Raw genomic sequence first — 17,872 nt, forward strand, 5'->3', positions numbered from 1 at the left:
AAGCTGACCGATAGTTCTTAGCATCTGGTCATTCTTTTTCTTCAGGTCGTCCTCCTTCCTCTGAACGGCCTTACGCTCAGAGTCTGCTCCAAAGGCGAGATGGGCATTCTGTAGGAACTCCTGCTTCCATTTTCTGACCATGTTTGGATTCAGGCCGTTTTCAGAGCAGATTACATTGAATTCCTTGTCACCTTGAAGAATCGACAGGACGATCTTGGTCTTGAATTCAGCAGTGTACTTTTTTCTTGGCATGATGGCAACCTCCAATTTTCGTTACCTATACTATATCATGCACTCTTAAAATTTTCAGTACTGGTCTGAATTCATGGGCCCATTATATAATATTGTAAAGTTTATTCTATATTTAAATACATTTTTCCAGCTTTTCACTCGACACACCAATCATAAAAAAAGAGACGGAGCCGGAAAACCAGCCCCGCCTCACTAAAGCGGATCTTATAGTTCGGGTAACGCCATCTACCTGTTCATGTTCTTTCTTATAAGCCTTATTATACTTCGTCCCAACCACACAATGGCCCAGAAGAAGTTGACGATAAAATTCCACAGCCACCCGCCTGGGCCTTGCGAGGTGAGTTTATTGCGGGACATTTACAGACTCCCTGCCTCTCAACGGCTGTTTGGCCTTCTTGGAAAAATCCAATTCTGAGCCACACTTGCGTACGCAGACGGTATCCCCCGCCTTGAACTTGCCAGCTAACAGCAATTCGGCGATCTCATCTTCGACCATTTTCTGGATGGCCCGTTTCAGGGGACGTGCGCCAAACTTGAAATCCGTGCCGGCCTCCACCAGTTTGCCCCGGGCAGAAGGACTGATTTCCAGCTGGATATCCTTTTCCTGCAAGCGTTTTTTTACATCCTGCAGCAAAATATCCACGATCTTGCTCAAATCCCGGCGCCCCAAGGGACGGAATACCAGCTGTTCATCTACGCGATTCAGGAATTCTGGCTTGAAGATATGTTTCACCGCATTCAAGACACGTTTTTCAGCGGCTTTTTCCTCATCAGCCTGTTCATTTTTTGTATTCACAGCAAATCCCATGGTGCCAGTGCTCTTCTTCAGCAGGTTAGCACCCGCATTGGATGTCATGATGATCACGCTGTTGCGGAAATCCACCGTCCGCCCCTGCCCATCTGTAAGACGTCCATCATCCAGCACCTGCAGGAGCAGATTAAACACATCCGGATGTGCCTTTTCAATCTCATCCAACAAAATGATGGAATAAGGCCGGCGGCGCACAGCATCCGTGAGCTGTCCACCTTCCTGATAGCCCACATATCCCGGAGGAGCACCTACCATACGGGAAACCGTATGCTTTTCCATATACTCGCTCATATCGAAACGGATGATTGCTTCCTCCGAACCGAAAAGCGCATCAGCCAGTGTCTTAGCCAACTCGGTCTTGCCGACACCTGTAGGCCCCAAAAACAAAAACGATCCAATGGGACGTCTGGGGTCCTTAAGACCTGAGCGGGCACGACGGATGGCCTTGGATACGGCTTTGACAGCATCCCCCTGTCCAATCACCCGCTTGCCCAAAATCTTCTCGAGCTTCAACAGCCGTGCCGATTCCGAAGCAGCCAACTGACTCACAGGAATACCTGTCCATTGGGAAGTCACCGCCGCAATGTCCTCCGCGGTCACAGTGATATGGTTTTGCCCCTTTTTGTTCCAATCCCGGCGGGTATCATCCAGTTCTTCCTTGAGCTGCTGTGCTTTATCCCGGATACTGGCCGCTTTCTCATAGTCCTGAGCCGTGATGGCCGCTTCTTTTTCAATCAGCAGCTGCTGAAGTCTATCCCGCAATTCCTGTAATTTTGCGGTAGGCGCCACTTGTCCCATCCGTACCTTGGAAGCAGCTTCATCCATCAGGTCAATGGCCTTATCCGGCAGGAATCTATCCGAGATATAACGCTGGGACAGGCGCACCGCCGCTTTTACAGCTTCATCTTCGATTGTCGCCCGGTGGAATTCCTCATATTTGCTGCGCAATCCATAAAGAATCTTCTCTGCATCTTCCATATTCGGCTCTTCCACCATGATTGGCTGAAAACGGCGGGATAGTGCTGCATCCTTTTCGAGATACTTCTTGTATTCATCCAGAGTAGTAGCACCGATAATCTGAATTTCACCACGGGACAATGCCGGTTTCAGGATGTTGGCAGCATCCAATGCCCCCTCACCAGCACCAGCGCCAACCAGCGTATGCATTTCATCGATGAAGAGAATGATATTGCCGGTCCGCCTGATCTCTTCAATCACACCCTTCAGCCGTTCTTCAAATTCACCACGATACTTCGCACCAGCGACCAGTGAAGCCATAGACAGCGATACTACCTGCTTATCCTGCAGCATATAAGGCACTGTGCCATCCACAATACACTGCGCCAAACCTTCAGCAATGGCCGTTTTTCCCACGCCTGGCTCTCCCAGGAGCACCGGATTGTTTTTGGTCCGGCGGGACAGGATCTGAATGACCCGTTGAATTTCCGTCTTCCGGCCTATGACAGGATCCAGTTGTCCATCCAAGGCAGACTTGTTGAGATTCCGTCCATATTTCTTCAACAGCGGTGTACCTTCCCGCGAATGACGACCCCGATGGCTCTCCGCCATAAGACATTCTCCTTCAGGATGTTGGCCGTCCATTCTGTCCATGATTTCATCCTGCAGAGCATCCGGATTGATTCCCATCAGCTCCAGGACCTCCATAGCCGCACCTTCGGTTTCTTCCAGCAAGCTCAGCAAGATATGCTCGGTACCAATGTAGCTATGTCCCAGCCCCTGCGCTTCCTCAAAAGCGCCCTCCAAAACCCGCTTGGCTCGCGGTGTATAGTAAGGATTATCCGAGGGATACTCTGCCTCCCGGGACACAATGCGCTGCACCTGTGTCATCACTTTTTCAAAGCTCATGCCCATAGCGCCCATTGCCTTGGCTGCCAGCCCCTCTTTCTCATGGAGCAATCCCAGCAGGATATGTTCCGTCCCAACGTAATCCTGCGCCAGATCCCTTGCCGCATATTGGGCAAACTCAATCGCCTTGATTGCCGTATTGGTAAAATGATTACGATATTCCATAGTTATTCCTCCAGGCTTACCTGATTTTCCTCGATAAGCCTTCGCACATGCTGTGCCCGCAAGCGATCCACTTCCGTCTTGGACAGATTCTCATTGGCAGCCAGATTCTGCAGGAAGCTGGTGCGGGTGCTAAGCAGTAATTGGCCATAGCATTCCGGTGCCAACCCACGGATCAGCTTCAGATCCATCCCTAACCGCAGGCGGGATAAAAGTTCCAAAACTTCTTTCTCAGACAGCAGACGTGCATGCGATAACGTGCCATAAGCTCGCCACACTTCATCTTCAAGCCGCTCTTTCATATAGAGTGCCAAAGCCTTTCGTGCCCGCCGTTCATGCGCTACAATTTCCGTCACAGCCCCTCGCAGGTTGTCGATAAGCTCCTGTTCCGAGTAACCCAAAGTCAGCTGGTTGGCAATCTGGAACAGGCAGCCAGGCTGTTCTTTTTCATCCCCGAACAGCGGGCGCACAGCCAACCCCAGCTGCGGAGATATATTGATGATGCTGCTGACATTGCGGGTAAAGACCAATCCTGGCAGATGCAGGAGCACTGCCGCCCGCAATCCTGTCCCCAGATTGGTCGGACTGGAAGTAAGATACCCCATCTTTTCATCAAAAGCTATATCCAGCTTGCTCTCTAGTAGGTCGTCGATGGAAAAAGCACGCTTCAACGGCCCTGCCAGGTCAAGTCCTGCCGTTACACATTGAATGCGAATATGGTCCTCTTCATTGACCATCAAACTGGTCTTTTGGCTTGCTCCCAGATAAACCGCACGATGCTGGGGAGTCTTCAGCATTTTTTCACTGATCAGCTGTTTCTCACGCAAGACTTCCCGCTGCAGAGCAGAAAGTTTTTCCATTTCTACACCTTGCAACGCTTCGCCCGCCACTGTCTGTACTGCAGGAATCACCGCAGCCAGACGATTCTCCACGGTCTGCAGTTCATAAAGGTCCGCCCGATTTGGAAAAGGCAGGTCCTGCAGATTACGGGATAACAGGATTCGGCTTGCCAGTACCACATCACTATCCGCACCAGCCTGCTGCAGCCAGCTCAGACGACTATCCTGTAAAACTCTTTCAAGCATTTTCCCTGCCTCCTTCCTTGGCGGCCAGTTCCTGTTTCATTGCCCGCACCTTGTCCCTTATTTCTGCGGCCTTTTCATATTCTTCCTTCTCCACGCAAGTCTTCAACTCCTGCTGCAAGAGAACAATATTTTGTTTCAATTCCAGCGTACCGCCACTGCGATGGGGAATTTTCCCCCGATGGACGCTGGAGCCATGTATACGTCTGAGCATAGGTTCCAGCTGGCCGCGAAAAGTTGCATAACAAGCAGCGCAACCAATCTTGCCCTGCTGGCTGAAGTCACGGTAGCTCATACCACAACGCGGACAAACCAGCTCTCCCGCTGTATTCTGCGCCGGATCCTCATCTGCAGGGTTGACATTCGCACTGTTGAAGATTCCCCGCAGGAAATCATCGACCGACACATGACGCCGCTCCTGTGGTATCCCTGTAAACTCACGATAACCTGCAGCACAGGACTCGCAAAGGTTCTTCTCCACCCGCCCATTAGGGCCAATCTGGGTGATATGCACCACTGCTTCGTGGCGTCCGCAATCATCACATAACATAACCGTTCCCCCTTACGAGAAATTTTCCAAGGTCAGCAGCATCGTCTTGAGCATCCGTACCCGCTCTTTGTCGATAATGGTTTCCGACTGGAAGATCGATACAACGAACTGCATCATCAGCGATGCCTCACGCGCTGTCACCATCTCATGCTGCAAGAGATATTTGATCATGGACTGCACCACCGGCAGTTCTGTGTCCGGCTTGATGGATGCCAGCATGTCCTCATAGACCATATTCTTGACCGGCACCTGCACAATGCGGATAAATCCACCCAATCCACGGCGCGATTCCACTACAAACCCCTTGTCCTGGGTAAAACGGGTGGACAGCACATAGCTGATCTGCGAAGGCGCACAGGAAATCTCGTCGGCGATATCCGTGCGCCGCAGTTCCACTTTGCCATCCTGCTGAGTGGCCAGCTGCCGTAAAATATAGGCTTCAATCAAATCGGCAATATTGCTCACTTTCATCACCTTCTATAAAATAAATTACAATTGACCATTTGACTTTTATTCTATTATATTTGTTTTTTTGACTTTTGGCAAGAAAAAACTGACTTGTCAAATTGACAAGTCAGTCCGCAATCACTGCAATGCTTCTTTCAGCACGGCCATATTCTTTTTCATGGTATCGATATAAGCATCCATAGCGCTTTCATTGGCTTCACCAGTCACCACCGGATCAAGCTGGTAGATCTTAGCACCGGTTTCCCGGGCGATGGTCTCAGCTGCTGCTGGAGAATACTGCGGTTCCGTGAAGAGCACCTTTGCCGTCAGGCCATTGACCTGCTTGATGGTATCTTCCAATTCCTGCGGCGTCGGCTCCGTGCCCGGCTCCCGCTCAACGACGCTGACAATATTCAGCTTGAATTCTTTTGCCAGATACGGGAAAGCTTCATGGAAAGTAACGATATCCTTATGAGGCAGGTTGTCGAGATTCTCGTGCATTTCCTTCTTGAGCGCTTCCAGTTTCATGCAATAATCCAGCGCGTTCTGACGGTATGCATCTTTATGTGCCGGATCAGCCTCGCAAAGCCCTGCTGTAATGGCTTTGACCTGCGCAATCGCATACGTCACGGACAGCCACACATGCGGATTTTCCTCATCACCGTTCTTGAGCAGGTTGATATCCTTATAATTGGAAGCCTCAATGGTCTTCATCTTCGGATTCTGCTTGGCAGCCTTTTCCAAGAAGCTTTCCATGCCAGCACCATTGACCACGAATACATCTGCGCTTTCCAGCGTCTTCATATCCTCGGTAGTCAGCTGATAATCATGCAGGCAGCCGGTCTGCGGCTTGGTCATATTGACCACTTTCACTCCGTCTACCCCTTTGGTGATGTTCAGCACATCAATATACATGGGATAGAACGACGTGACAATCGTGAATTCCTTCTTGTCCTGCCCTGCCGGTCCTCCACAGCCAACCATAGTCAGACATAATAAAACAACTGATAATATACCCATCAACTTCTTCAAAGCAAACACTCCTCCCTTAGAGAAAGCAACTGTAACATGAGAACAGGTCACATTTTACAGTCGTTTGCCTGATATGTCAAGTTAATTGAGTAAGATTATCAGTTGCATATCTGTTCATATGTGATCAACGACGCTTCTTTTCCCGCTGCAGGCGGCGTTCATGGAGCTCCGCACACTTCTCCACGATGAGCCGCACCACCCAGGAAGGCGGCCGGGAGGCGTCTTTATGAAACCACATCTCCACCGTACGGCTAGGAGCCCCCAATAGCTTTTCGCAGTCCCTGGGAGTGATTCCCCAAAGTTCCCGCATCAGCTTCATGGGCTCATCGGCGCAGGCTATGCGGTCAAGTTCCGCCGCTTTCTTCAGCTCTTCCACATCTACATTAAAACCAGTCTTACGCTGGAACCAGTTGGGAATATCTTCACGGGTAACCTTAGGCATAGCGCGCCTCCTTTGTTTTAAGACAGGATCCCTGCCACCTTTTCCAATATAACCTTGGCCAATTCAGCCTTCGCCATCAGCGGGTATTTTTCTGCGCGGCCATCCCGGAAATAAAGCTGGACGCGATTGTTGTCCACGGCAAAGCCAGCATCCTTGGATGAAACATCATTCGCGACGATGAAATCCAGATTCTTTTTCGTCAGTTTCTTTTTGGCATATTCCTCCACATTGCAGGTTTCTGCCGCAAAACCTACGAGGACCTGCTGCTGTTTTTGCTGGCCCAGCCCGAACAAAATATCGGGATTGCGTTCCAGATGCAGCACCAGTTCATCATCGCTCTTCTTGATCTTATCTGCCGCTACATTCTTCGGCCGATAATCAGCCACTGCCGCCGACATGATGACCGCATCAGCTTCGCCATATTCGGCTTCGACAGCAGCCTGCATCTCCCGTGCGGTCTGAATGCGCACCGTCCGCACGCCTGCGGGATTGGGCAGATTGCTGGGCCCGGACACCAGCAAGACCTCTGCCCCCTGCCGAGCTGCTTCAGCGGCAATAGCATAGCCCATCTTGCCCGTAGAACGGTTGCCCAAATAACGCACCGGGTCTAAAGGCTCTATCGTCCCGCCGGCCGTCACAATGATTCTCCGCCCCTGCAAAGGCTGCTCCCTGGTCATGAAATCCATGACTTCCTGTACAATCTGCACAGGTTCCGGAAGCCGGCCCTTGCCCTCGATACCGCAGGCCAGATGGCCGGAAGCCGGCTCTATCAACTGCATGCCCCGGCGCCTGAGTTCTGCCATATTCCCCTGGGTAACGGGATTCTCATACATATTGGTGTTCATGGCTGGCGCCAACATTACAGGCGCCTTGGTTGCCAACACGGTGGTGGTCAGCATATCATCCGCAATCCCTGCAGCAATCTTGGCGATGATGTTCGCCGTTGCCGGAGCGATCAGCACCAAATCCGCCAGCGTAGCCAGCGCGATATGCTCCACATTGAAGTTTGTGACCTTAGCCCACATATCCACAGATACGGGCTGTCCCGTGATTTCTCGGAAGGTCAGCTCGGTGACAAATTCCGTGGCCTCACGGGTCATGATCACATGGACTTCTGCTCCTGCCTTGCGGAGACGGGAGGCAATCTCCACCGCCTTATAGGCGGCAATGCCTCCCGTCACTCCCAAAACAATTTTCTTGCCTGTCAAAGCGCCCATCTTACAGATCAGCCTTGGAAATCTTGTAGGCGATCTTGCCTTCGGCGATTTCTTCTAAAGCATTGGTAACATCTTTCGTGGACTTCATCTCGATTTCCTTGAGTTCTTCACCATCCACCAGCTGACGGGCACGCTTGGAAGCGCATACCACCAGACCATAACGGCTGTCCACGCGGGACATCAATTTATCCGTAGATGGATTCACCATGCTCATTTCCGGTTTGCTCATTACTTTCATTACTCTGCCAACTCCTCAAATATGTTCTGATTTTTATCTACACGGCAATGTTCAGCGGTACGGATTGCCATAATGCGCTGCACAGCATTCTTGACCGTATCATTTACCACTACATAGCCATATTTCTTGCCATCTTCAATTTCCTTCCGGGCAGACCCCATGCGCTTCTGCAGGGATTCTTCCGTTTCGGAACCACGGCCCCGTATACGGCGCTCCAACTCAGCCAGCGAAGGCGGGACCAGGAAAATAAACAATCCTGCCGGGCATTTTTTCATGACATTCAGTGCCCCCTGGGTATCGATCTCCAACAGGATATCCTCTCCCTCAGCCAAACGCTCTTCAATCTTTGCCAAGGGGGTACCATAGTAGTTGCCATAAACATTGGCATATTCCAAAAAGCCACCCTCAGCAATTTTCTTCTCAAAGTCAGCCTTATCCATGAAATAGTAATTCTTACCATCGACTTCGCCTGCCCGCGGCTGACGGGTAGTCGCAGAAATAGAATAGGCCAGATCTTCAGCCTGGCTCAACAATTCACTGCAAACAGTACCCTTGCCCGTTCCCGATGGGCCGGAAACGACAATCAATAATCCTTTACTCATTTATTCCTCGTCTTCTTTCTCTTTCTCTACCTTCGCATCATCCACATCATCTTCAACCCGATGCGCTACCGTTTCTGGCTGCACGGCCGAGAGGATCACATGATCGCTGTCCATGATGATAACCGCCCGCGTACGGCGTCCATAGGTAGCATCAATAAGCCGTTCCCCATCCCTGGCTTCCTGAATGATACGCTTGATGGGTGCCGATTCCGGACTGACAATGGCCACAATACGATTGGCCGATACAATATTACCAAAGCCGATATTGATGAGTTTGATATCCATCAGTATCTCCCCTTTACTCGATATTTTGCACCTGCTCACGAATCTTTTCGATTTCACTTTTCATATCTACCACTAGCTGCGCAGCCTCTTTATTATTGGCTTTCGAGCCTATGGTATTGGTTTCCCGATTGAATTCCTGGATAAGGAAATCCAGCTTGCGGCCTACGGGTTCCTCTGCCTCCATGATCTGCCGGAATTGGCTGATATGGCTGGCCAGACGCACGATTTCCTCCGTATAGTTTACCCGGTCAGCAAACAAAGCCGTCTCCTGAATGATCCGCGTTTCATCCATTTCCTTGCCAGAAAATGCCTCTGCCAATACCGCCTGCAAATGCTGACGCCGTTCCTCCACGATAACAGGAGAAAGCTCTATCAGCTGCTGGCGCATATCCTCCAGCAAAGCCAGACGTTTAAGGAAATCCTCGGCAATATGTGCCCCTTCCCGCTGCCGCATGCTATCAAACGTCATAGCCGCTTGATCTACAGCCTCAAGAAGCACTGGCAGCATATCGTCCAGTTCCGCGGTCTGTTCCACCTGCAACACCTCAGGAAAACCGGCAAACAGCGCTGCATCATCCGGGCGGGGAATATGCAGGGTATCACTAAGCTCATTCAATGCGGCCTGATAAGCCAATGCCAGCCCCTTATCCACGCGGATACTGCTTTTCGTCTCCCGCTTATCCTGGAAATTGATGAAGATATCCACCTTGCCCCGGGCCGCTGTCTGACGGATCATCTTCCGCAGACGTTCTTCCCATTGTCCCAGTTGACGAGGCATATGAAAATTCACCTCAAAGAACCGCTGATTGACTGCTTTCAATTCTACAGTCACCTTATAGGCATCATTTTCTGCCACAGCAGCCCCGAAACCGGTCATACTCTTTAACATAATCATGCCTCGCGATCCGTCAGTTCACCCTGGAAAACCAACTCAGCTGGTCCTGTCATGAACACATGGTTGTTCTCTGCCCAATGAATCAGAAGTTTTCCACCATCAAGCTCTACTTCAGCTTCTTTGTCCAGCTTACCATTCAGAATACCTGCCACCACGGTAGCACAAGAGCCCGTACCACAGGCCAGCGTCACCGCAGCCCCACGTTCCCAGACGCGCATCCGCACATGCTGGCGGTCCTTTATCTCCACGAATTCCGTATTCGTTTTACGCGGGAAAAGCTCATGGGATTCAAACTTACTGCCCAATTCATAAATAGGAAAAGCCTCTGCATCTTCCACAAAGATGACACAGTGAGGATTTCCCATCGATACAGCAGTAAAATGGTATTCCTTTCCCGCTACTGTCATGGACTGATCGATCACTTTTTGACCATCAAAGCCAATCACCGGGATTTCCTCACCCAAAAGATGCGGCTCTCCCATATCTACCTTGATGCCTTTGATCGTATCGTCCTCCAGGACAATCTCCGGGACAAGAATCCCCGCCCCCGTCTCTACCGTGAAACGGGTCTTTTTCGTCAGGCCAAAGTCATAAAGATAACGGGCAAAACAACGGATGCCATTGCCACACATCTCAGCCTCACTGCCATCCGTATTAAAGATCCGCATACGAAAGTCCGCTTTATCAGAAGGCAGTACCACTAAGATTCCGTCCGCCCCGACACCATAATGACGGTCACAGACCTCGCGGGCCAAAGCAGCATAATCCTGAATCTCATCCTGCAAGCAGTCAAACAACACAAAATCATTGCCACAACCCTGCCACTTCGTAAATTTCTTCATCACAATTCCTGCCTCCTGTCTATTTCGATATCTACACTATAATACCTGCATTTCTGTAAATTTTCAAGGTTTTTCTCACAATTTCACCCTTTTAAGGTGTCCTCCACTTATACAGAAATCTGCAACAGCAGGAACAGCACCAGTCCAATACCAGCCCCGACAATAGATCCATTCATGCGGATCCAGAGCAGATCCGGTTCTACCTTGTCATAGACCAAGCGATTCAATTGCTCATCCGTCAAACCAGAAAGCACATTTTTCACGATTACCCCCACGAGATTCTGGGCATGAAGTGCTGACCGAGCGATAACATCAAACAGGAAAGAACTCACGCTTTTACGCAGAGCCTCATCCTCTTCCATGAGTTGTAATGTCTTCTGATATTCCATACGAACCATGTCTTCCAAATAAGAACGCAATGCCGGCATGTGCTCAGCCAAAGGATCTACATCCATCGCCCGATCCTGCAGGAAGTGTTGCCGCAGATTGTCAAAGATCTGTTCCAGCGCAGGTTCCAAAGGCATGTCGCGCAAGAGGCTGTCTTTCAGTTCATGTACCAGCTGATGGAATTCCGGCTCGTTGTTGAGTTCCGCAGATTTTTCATAAAAAAGCTCCAGCAGGGATTTCTGCACAGGAGAATCATCCAGCGCCAGCTCATCCAATATGGTCAGGAGCTGTTTCTGTATAAGCTCCGCCGCTTCTCCATAGTTCACCAGATCCACTGCCTGCAAAGCAAAAGATGCCAGCTTAGCCCAAGGATTATCCACAGTCTTCTCTTCTTCATAAGCTTCCAGCATCTGTTGCAGGGCCTTGCGGGTTTCCTCGGTGCTGGCCTGCTTATGCCAATACTGAGCCAGCCGCCTGACAAAAGCCTTATCCTTGCCAGTCTGTTGCAGCCAATTCCCCCAAAGGGCAAAAAAATCTTCCGGCTCAATGGTATTCAAGGCTTCACGGGCCTTAGCAGCCAGCACCGCCGAATGCTTGCCAGCTTCCTGATTGATCAGGAAGTCCCGCAGATAATTCACCAATTGCATGACTAACCTGTTTTCCGTGTCCGGTTCCCGCAGCCAGCCCATCAGCATGGGCAGGATATGCAGCTTTTCCAGATGACGGAAGATCTTGCGCTTGGAGAAAAATTCTTTCTGCACCAACGTAACCGAAGCCTGAATAAAGGCGTCCCGACGGCGTGGCAGGATGGCAGTATGATAAGGGAACCCCAACGGCTTGCGGAACAGAGCTGTAACGGCAAACCAATCCGCAGCCCCTCCCACCAGCGCTGCTTCACTGGCAAAGAGCAGAGCCTCGGCTAAAATACTGCCTTTATACTGCAAATGCAACACCAAAGCCGCTAAAAAAAGAATCAGCACCAACAGCAAGGTCTTATCGGCCTTATTCAGCTTTCTATCCATCAGCCCCACATCCTTTCAGCCAGTGCAATGATGATATAAAGCCCCATTCCAGCCAAAGCCCCGACAATGGCACCATTTATGCGGATCATCTGCAGGTCATCCTGTACCTTATCCTCTACAAATGCCACTAATTCATCATCGGAAAACTCGTTCAGCCGTTCCCGGATCAGACCAGGTATCAGCGCATGATGTTTGACAAGCTCTGCCTGCAAGAAAGCCTTGACCATGCCATCAAACTTCGCCTGCCAGACCGCAGACTTGATATATTCATCAATACGTTCATCTGTATAAGCATTGACCTGCTCCAGCCAAAAAGGATGCTCTCCCTTGAGATTGGCCTCCATCCAGCGGGCCAGATATTCCGCAAAATCGATATGCTCCAGCAACTGTTCCTTGCGATCGATCAGGATATCTTTCAACCGCTCATCCTGACTAAGACTGATCAGCATTGCCATCAAACCGGATTTGAGGATCTCGTGGTCCTGCCCACTGCGCCACAAAGTGATCTTTGCCTTTATGCGCTCCATCAGCAGAGCGAGTATTTTCTCATCACTAAGGCCCAGCGAGGCAAGGATCAAAGCTCGCCCTGCCGAATCCTTTTCGTAATTTTCCCGCAAGGTCCGAATATGGGATAAAATGACATTCTGCAAGGCCGGAGACAGGAGCATCTGTTCTCCCACCAGCAACATGCTGCCCAACAACCTGTCACTATGTTTATTCATCGCCAAAAGCCGCAGGACTTCCGGCAGGATATCCTCCAGCGGGAAACTGCTAAGGCCCTGCTTGATGGCCGGCATCAGATCCCGGGCGATGCGCTCAGAATCCAACCCATTCACAGCCTTGAGCAGCACACTATTCACGACTTCATGTACTTTCTCCCGCCCCCCCCGATGAATAAAATATTCAGCCAGCAATGTGCCCGTATTCTGTTTCTCCAGCACACGCATGATATTGTCTGTACTTAAAAGGTCTTCACTGGCAAACGTTACCAGTGCTTCCATAATCCTGGCACGATTGCGCCGCAAAATATCGGTACGATAGGAAATTCCCAAGGGACGATGAAAAATGGCGGTCACGGCAAACCAATCTGCCAGACCGCCAATAGTTGCCGCCAAAAATCCATGATGCACCATGCCGCCAGGGAAACTCCCCGTCAGCTCCATAGTCCCCAGAAAACCTGCCGCACTAATACCTAAGGCCAGATTGGCTTTGTTTTTTTTCTGCAAGAATCACACCTCAGATTCATCAGATCTTCAGAAGCTCTTCGTCAAATCCTTTAAATAAGTTTTAAACGCACCGCCTAAATCTTCACGGCGCAGGGCAAACTCTACCGTAGCTTTCAGGAAGCCAAGCTTATCGCCCACATCATAACGCTTGCCCTCAAAATCATACGCATAAACTGCATCCTGCCGAGCCAGTACCTTCAAAGCATCCGTCAGCTGGATCTCGCCACCTTTACCGGGCTCTGTCTTAGCCAGGATCTCGAAGATTTCCGACTTAATAATATAACGGCCCAAAACGGCCATACGGCTGGGAGCTTCTTCCTGGGCAGGTTTTTCTATCATATCCGAAACACGCATCAGACGGCTGTTATCGGTCTGCGTCCCCGCTACGATACCATAGGAAGACACTTTATCTTCCGGCACATTCTGGCACCCCAAAACCGATCCGCCAGTAGCCTCGTAGATATCAATAAGCTGTGCCAAGGCCGGCTTTTGCGGGTTGTATACCACATCATCGCCCAGAAGTACCGCGAATGGCTCATTTTCCATAAACGAACGGGCACAAAGGATTGCATCACCTAACCCCCGCATATAACGCTGACGGATGTAATGAACATTGATGTCCGCTGTCTCCAGGACCTTCTGCAGGAGATCATTCTTGCCCTTCTTCTTCAGCTCCATTTCCAATGCTGGCGCACTGTCAAAATGATCTTCTATCGCACGTTTCCCGTGTCCGCTGATAATCAGGATATCTTCAATCCCACTGGCTTTAGCCTCTTCGACAATGTACTGAATGGTTGGTTTATCCACAATCGGCAGCATTTCCTTAGGCGTCGCCTTTGTCGCGGGCAGGAATCTTGTCCCAAAACCAGCCGCCGGAATCACTGCTTTTCTAATCTTCTTCATACTAAAAATCCCCTAACTATAATTTATTTCCCATTTCTATATTATACACAAAAATATCAAATCCTGCCAACCTTATCAGAATACAGTCCATAACACCAGCAATACAGCCAGTAACAGCTTCCCACTTACGGCCAGCATGGTGACATAATTCCAGGCAGACTTCACATCATCAAAACTCTCCACCAAAATAGCCGACACATCTGCGTCTTCTGACTTCAGATCGCGGTAACGATAGACATCCCGCCCTGCATCGATAAACAGCGCTGCTATCGACAGACAAAATACCACCAATTGCCAGGGACGCAATTCCACGTATTGATAAGTAAGGAAAAAGCCCACACAATCAAACAGCAATAACAATACACCAATAATCATAAACATACGCGTAATGGACTCTCCAGAGAAAAAATTCCCCAAAGACTCAATCTCATCCCGCTTTTCCTTATATTCATCAGTCTCAGCTTCTGTCCCCAAGCGATCCATGATGATTTTCATGGATGAGCAATTACTCAACAACCAAAAAAAGGCATAACATTGGATCGTTAACATCATTTCTCCTCATACGCCAGAGCATTCTCTTCACAATAGTCCCGAGCAACAGCCACGAAATACTCCTGCTGAAACGATTCCCAAGCTGCTTTCAAAAAAAGGCGTTTTACCTGCTGACGGAACTTCATCTGCGCTCCCGGTTGTTTCAACACGGCCAACAAGCGTTCCTTGATTTCCTCGTTCTGTGCCTGCGCAAAGCTTTCCATTAAGTTATGCTCTTCACTATCCACTGCATTCGGCAGGGGAATATAATGTTCCCAATCGTCTTCAATCTCAAAGACATGATCGAGGACCTCTTCTTCTCCCAAATCATCTTTCATGATGATGACCCGCCCACTGGCAATATCGATATATCCCTGATGCATATCGGACTGGGACAACGCCCGGGCCAATTCCTGTAAGTTCACTTTCATCTATTAAAAATACCTCCGTTCATAACGTATATCTATTTTCTATCATTTGACAGCAAAATGCAAGGGCCGCTATCCCGCAGTTTTCCAATCTCCGCCCGCTGGCTCTCGATATGTTCCACTGCTGCCTTTATGTCGCCCTCCTCCAGAAGTGCATAAAGCATCCGGTAATGGTGACGCAGATCATGACGAAGTATTCTGGTATTCTCAATGCTTTGCTGAACAATAGTCGTTTCTCTTTCCAAAGCCTCCAGCCGAAGACGCAAAAGATTATTGATTTGCTCCTGCTGCAAACGTCCACGTGCCTCCCGAAACAGCAGGAAATAAACCACGAACAATTGTGTAAAGGTTATCAATAAGGCAATGAGAAGCATTATTTTCCCCCTTCCCAATAGATAAACAGTCGCACTTGTCCCCTTTCCTGGGAAAAATCCACATACCCATCATATTTAGCCAAAAAATTCTTCAACGAAAGCGTACCAATACCATGTCCTGCCTGGGCATGTTTCGTTTCAGGCAGGCCATCATCGCCCAATCGCAATTCCTTGACACAGGAATTGACGATTTCCAACACACATTGACGTCCATTATGCTGCAACACAATAGAGAGTTCAGGCTTAGGACTGCCTGCACATGCCTGAATGGCATTTTCCAGGAGATTGGATAGCAGCACTGCCAGATCATTCTCATCGGTAGCCAAAGTCTTCGGCAGATTGATCTTTTGCCTTACCGTGATCCCTTGTGCCTCCGCCCGCCGCAGATATAACGATATCGCTGCATTGACAATCGGTGAATTGCAATAGGAACGGATACTCACCGTAGCTAATAACTGTTCCTGCCCCGCAATGAACTTTTTTGCTGCTGCCACATCCCCGCGGTTCAACAACATTTGCAACGTTTCATAACGGGACAACAGGTTTTCCTGCATCTTTTCCGCCTGAATCTTATTGTCCTGAATAAGTTTTTGATATTCCTCCAGATAAACGATTTCCCGTTCCATGATCTCTCCATTATGGCGATCCATTTCCCTGTCGTAAAAACGACGGGCAGCCACGATGATGTAACGATAAGCAAAGACGAAACCAATCAACAGGCACAAACGGGAAATGCGCTCCGCCCAAGTATGCCATAACTGGCCGTCAGCGATCAGTACGATATGCCCCGAAAGCATGATGATCGGCAACAGCGCGATATAGATCCCCACAGGCTGATGCAGCAAAAAAGCCTGATCTGGCAGAACGCGGCTAAAAAAGCGCCATTCTATGGGCAGAAGAAGAACGAACCACATCAGGTACAACAAGGGATGAATAAAAATAATCGTCTGTTCGGCCTCGTTAGACATAAATACCGTTACAGCAATATTGCTCCAGTTATGGGTGATAAAGCTCCACAAAGCCACCATCCCCAGGACAAATACATGCGAAAGCAGCCGTCCCGGAAGTGCCCGGACAAAGATAATCATATAAGGTATCCAGCCCAGCATCAGTACAGCTTTATAAGTACCAGTCACCAGACCGGTACTCCAGAACAGCCCCCAATATATAAACAGGCTCACACCGCTCCAAGTAACAAATTTACGCCATAACGACCAGACTTCCCCTTCATTCATCTGATCACGGAAGGCCAAAAAACGCAGATAAGCGCCTGCCAGCTGCAGAAACACAACGGCAGCGCAAAAAATCAGCACAGTCAAGCACAGCCCTCTCCCTTCCCCAACAATCCTATCATGATTATACAATATCATACAATCGAAATCATCACTTTTGGGAAAAAGTCGTCACTTTTTGGTATCGTATAGAAATCCGCATTATTTTATGGTATTTTAGATATATAGCCAATTATGTGTATTGACTGAAAATAAGGCAAAAGAGGTGTTCACATGAAAATCGCCATTGTTGATGACCAAATGTCCGATCTGCTGTCAGCAGAATCCCACTTGCTGAAATATGTACGGGAAACCCATCCCGGAATCCTGGGACGTTTGCGCATTGAAACCTTCTCATCAGGAGAAGAATTTCTCGAATCCTTTGAGCCAGGCAAATTCGCTCTGATTCTCCTCGACATCTACATGGGTTCCATGACCGGATTGGAAACAGCCGAGGCCATACGCCTGCAGGACGAAAAAGTTCCCATCATGTTTCTGACGACCAGTGCAGAACATATTTTAGAAGGGTATCGGGTATTTGCAGCAGGATATTTCATCAAGCCGCTGGCCAGCAATGCTGCTGAGTTTGCCCGCAGCTTTGAACACGTATTGCCAGAACTCCTGGCTCAGGAAAAAGATATCAGCATACCTGTTGCAGGTGAAAATGTCGATATCCCCTTCCGCAATATCGTCTATGTGGATATCAACGATCAACATACCCTGCGTCTGCATCTGGCAGAATCAGAAGTGAACACACTGCTCCCCTATGCCAACTGCTCGGAAATCCTCCTGCAAGACAATCGCTTCCTTGAATGTCACCACCGCATAATCCTCAATATGGATTACGTGAGCCTGATGGACAAGGACGAGTTCATTCTGAAGGATGGTTCCAAGATTCCCATCAGCCAGCGACGCAAACGGGATGCAAAAGTCTCCTATATGAGTTATCTGGCACATCGCTGAATGGTAAAAACAAGGCTGTGAAAAGGTATCCAACACTTTTTCAC

Annotated in this window: 21 protein-coding genes; 1 reads left to right on the forward strand and 20 read right to left on the reverse strand. The window is 49.4% G+C overall.

The window, feature by feature from the left end:
* The 20 genes from BUB68_RS09070 to BUB68_RS09165 form a co-directional block, all read right to left on the reverse strand.
* On the reverse strand, nt 1-252 hold a 252-nt coding region (locus BUB68_RS09070), incomplete at its 3' end, for a transposase (protein ID WP_073090371.1).
* A 343-nt stretch (nt 253-595) separates the two neighbouring features.
* Nucleotides 596-3,094, reverse strand: coding sequence for an ATP-dependent Clp protease ATP-binding subunit (locus tag BUB68_RS09075; RefSeq protein ID WP_073090374.1), 2,499 nt, complete (start codon nt 3,092-3,094; stop codon nt 596-598).
* A gap of 2 nt (nt 3,095-3,096) precedes the next feature.
* A complete protein-coding gene (locus tag BUB68_RS09080; protein ID WP_073090377.1) occupies nt 3,097-4,176 on the reverse strand; it encodes an ATP--guanido phosphotransferase in 1,080 nt (359 codons plus the stop codon).
* Nucleotides 4,169-4,723 carry a UvrB/UvrC motif-containing protein gene (locus BUB68_RS09085; RefSeq protein WP_073090380.1) on the reverse strand — a complete coding sequence of 185 codons (555 nt, stop codon included), beginning with the start codon at nt 4,721-4,723 and terminating at the stop codon, nt 4,169-4,171. The genes BUB68_RS09080 and BUB68_RS09085 overlap by 8 nt, the downstream gene beginning before the upstream one ends.
* 12 nt (nt 4,724-4,735) lie before the next feature.
* Complete coding sequence (locus BUB68_RS09090; protein WP_073090520.1) at nt 4,736-5,188, reverse strand: CtsR family transcriptional regulator; 453 nt, start codon at nt 5,186-5,188, stop codon at nt 4,736-4,738.
* Nucleotides 5,189-5,308: 120 nt separating this feature from the next.
* Nucleotides 5,309-6,202, reverse strand: a complete 894-nt coding sequence (locus BUB68_RS09095) for a metal ABC transporter substrate-binding protein (protein WP_371914854.1) — start codon at nt 6,200-6,202, stop codon at nt 5,309-5,311.
* 124 nt (nt 6,203-6,326) lie between these two features.
* Complete coding sequence (locus BUB68_RS09100; protein ID WP_073090383.1) at nt 6,327-6,644, reverse strand: hypothetical protein; 318 nt, start codon at nt 6,642-6,644, stop codon at nt 6,327-6,329.
* A 17-nt stretch (nt 6,645-6,661) separates the two neighbouring features.
* A complete protein-coding gene (gene coaBC / locus BUB68_RS09105; RefSeq protein WP_073090386.1) occupies nt 6,662-7,861 on the reverse strand; it encodes a bifunctional phosphopantothenoylcysteine decarboxylase/phosphopantothenate--cysteine ligase CoaBC in 1,200 nt (399 codons plus the stop codon).
* 1 nt (nt 7,862) lies between these two features.
* Nucleotides 7,863-8,099, reverse strand: a complete 237-nt coding sequence (gene rpoZ, locus BUB68_RS09110) for a DNA-directed RNA polymerase subunit omega (protein WP_173437244.1) — start codon at nt 8,097-8,099, stop codon at nt 7,863-7,865.
* Complete coding sequence (gene gmk, locus BUB68_RS09115; protein ID WP_073090388.1) at nt 8,099-8,701, reverse strand: guanylate kinase; 603 nt, start codon at nt 8,699-8,701, stop codon at nt 8,099-8,101. The genes rpoZ and gmk overlap by 1 nt, the downstream gene beginning before the upstream one ends.
* Nucleotides 8,702-8,986, reverse strand: a complete 285-nt coding sequence (gene remA, locus BUB68_RS09120; RefSeq protein WP_073090390.1) for an extracellular matrix/biofilm regulator RemA — start codon at nt 8,984-8,986, stop codon at nt 8,702-8,704.
* Nucleotides 8,987-8,999: 13 nt separating this feature from the next.
* Entirely contained in the window at nt 9,000-9,875 is an 876-nt protein-coding gene (locus tag BUB68_RS09125) for a YicC/YloC family endoribonuclease (RefSeq protein ID WP_081371940.1), read from the reverse strand.
* A gap of 2 nt (nt 9,876-9,877) precedes the next feature.
* Complete coding sequence (dapF, locus tag BUB68_RS09130; RefSeq protein ID WP_073090396.1) at nt 9,878-10,723, reverse strand: diaminopimelate epimerase; 846 nt, start codon at nt 10,721-10,723, stop codon at nt 9,878-9,880.
* A gap of 107 nt (nt 10,724-10,830) precedes the next feature.
* Complete coding sequence (locus BUB68_RS09135; protein ID WP_073090398.1) at nt 10,831-12,132, reverse strand: DUF445 domain-containing protein; 1,302 nt, start codon at nt 12,130-12,132, stop codon at nt 10,831-10,833.
* The gene (locus BUB68_RS09140) at nt 12,132-13,358 is read right to left on the reverse strand and encodes a DUF445 domain-containing protein (RefSeq protein WP_073090400.1); all 1,227 of its coding nucleotides are present in this window, start codon (nt 13,356-13,358) and stop codon (nt 12,132-12,134) included. The genes BUB68_RS09135 and BUB68_RS09140 overlap by 1 nt, the downstream gene beginning before the upstream one ends.
* Nucleotides 13,359-13,385: 27 nt before the next feature.
* Nucleotides 13,386-14,261, reverse strand: coding sequence for a UTP--glucose-1-phosphate uridylyltransferase GalU (gene galU / locus BUB68_RS09145; RefSeq protein ID WP_073090403.1), 876 nt, complete (start codon nt 14,259-14,261; stop codon nt 13,386-13,388).
* A gap of 75 nt (nt 14,262-14,336) precedes the next feature.
* Nucleotides 14,337-14,756: a hypothetical protein gene (locus tag BUB68_RS09150; protein ID WP_143188137.1), complete on the reverse strand. Its 420-nt coding sequence runs from the start codon at nt 14,754-14,756 to the stop codon at nt 14,337-14,339.
* Nucleotides 14,757-14,809: 53 nt separating this feature from the next.
* Nucleotides 14,810-15,223 (reverse strand): UPF0158 family protein, encoded by a 414-nt coding sequence (locus BUB68_RS09155; protein ID WP_073090408.1) that lies wholly within the window; start codon nt 15,221-15,223, stop codon nt 14,810-14,812.
* Between the two features lie 32 nt (nt 15,224-15,255).
* Nucleotides 15,256-15,594, reverse strand: coding sequence for a hypothetical protein (locus BUB68_RS09160; RefSeq protein WP_073090411.1), 339 nt, complete (start codon nt 15,592-15,594; stop codon nt 15,256-15,258).
* Complete coding sequence (locus BUB68_RS09165) at nt 15,594-16,907, reverse strand: sensor histidine kinase (RefSeq protein WP_256625854.1); 1,314 nt, start codon at nt 16,905-16,907, stop codon at nt 15,594-15,596. The genes BUB68_RS09160 and BUB68_RS09165 overlap by 1 nt, the downstream gene beginning before the upstream one ends.
* Nucleotides 16,908-17,099: 192 nt before the next feature.
* Here BUB68_RS09165 and BUB68_RS09170 point away from each other — a divergent pair, with 192 nt between their 5' ends.
* Complete coding sequence (locus tag BUB68_RS09170) at nt 17,100-17,828, forward strand: LytR/AlgR family response regulator transcription factor (RefSeq protein ID WP_073090417.1); 729 nt, start codon at nt 17,100-17,102, stop codon at nt 17,826-17,828.
* Nucleotides 17,829-17,872: the final 44 nt, after the last annotated feature.

Source organism: Pseudoselenomonas ruminantium (assembly GCF_900142515.1).
Taxonomy (GTDB): Bacteria; Bacillota; Negativicutes; order Selenomonadales; family Selenomonadaceae; genus Selenomonas_A; species Selenomonas_A ruminantium_D.

Excerpts from the sequence above, each read along its gene's own strand:
- BUB68_RS09075 (WP_073090374.1), bottom strand. The coding sequence starts at position 3,094 with ATGGAATATCGTAATCATTTTACCAATACGGCAATCAAGGCGATTGAG.
- BUB68_RS09080 (WP_073090377.1), bottom strand. The coding sequence starts at position 4,176 with ATGCTTGAAAGAGTTTTACAGGATAGTCGTCTGAGCTGGCTGCAGCAG.
- BUB68_RS09085 (WP_073090380.1), bottom strand. The coding sequence starts at position 4,723 with ATGTTATGTGATGATTGCGGACGCCACGAAGCAGTGGTGCATATCACC.
- BUB68_RS09100 (WP_073090383.1), bottom strand. The coding sequence starts at position 6,644 with ATGCCTAAGGTTACCCGTGAAGATATTCCCAACTGGTTCCAGCGTAAG.
- coaBC (WP_073090386.1), bottom strand. The coding sequence starts at position 7,861 with ATGGGCGCTTTGACAGGCAAGAAAATTGTTTTGGGAGTGACGGGAGGC.
- rpoZ (WP_173437244.1), bottom strand. The coding sequence starts at position 8,099 with ATGAAAGTAATGAGCAAACCGGAAATGAGCATGGTGAATCCATCTACG.
- gmk (WP_073090388.1), bottom strand. The coding sequence starts at position 8,701 with ATGAGTAAAGGATTATTGATTGTCGTTTCCGGCCCATCGGGAACGGGC.
- remA (WP_073090390.1), bottom strand. The coding sequence starts at position 8,986 with ATGGATATCAAACTCATCAATATCGGCTTTGGTAATATTGTATCGGCC.
- BUB68_RS09125 (WP_081371940.1), bottom strand. The coding sequence starts at position 9,875 with ATGTTAAAGAGTATGACCGGTTTCGGGGCTGCTGTGGCAGAAAATGAT.
- dapF (WP_073090396.1), bottom strand. The coding sequence starts at position 10,723 with ATGAAGAAATTTACGAAGTGGCAGGGTTGTGGCAATGATTTTGTGTTG.
- BUB68_RS09135 (WP_073090398.1), bottom strand. The coding sequence starts at position 12,132 with ATGGATAGAAAGCTGAATAAGGCCGATAAGACCTTGCTGTTGGTGCTG.
- galU (WP_073090403.1), bottom strand. The coding sequence starts at position 14,261 with ATGAAGAAGATTAGAAAAGCAGTGATTCCGGCGGCTGGTTTTGGGACA.
- BUB68_RS09150 (WP_143188137.1), bottom strand. The coding sequence starts at position 14,756 with ATGAAAATCATCATGGATCGCTTGGGGACAGAAGCTGAGACTGATGAA.
- BUB68_RS09155 (WP_073090408.1), bottom strand. The coding sequence starts at position 15,223 with ATGAAAGTGAACTTACAGGAATTGGCCCGGGCGTTGTCCCAGTCCGAT.
- BUB68_RS09160 (WP_073090411.1), bottom strand. The coding sequence starts at position 15,594 with ATGCTTCTCATTGCCTTATTGATAACCTTTACACAATTGTTCGTGGTT.
- BUB68_RS09170 (WP_073090417.1), top strand. The coding sequence starts at position 17,100 with ATGAAAATCGCCATTGTTGATGACCAAATGTCCGATCTGCTGTCAGCA.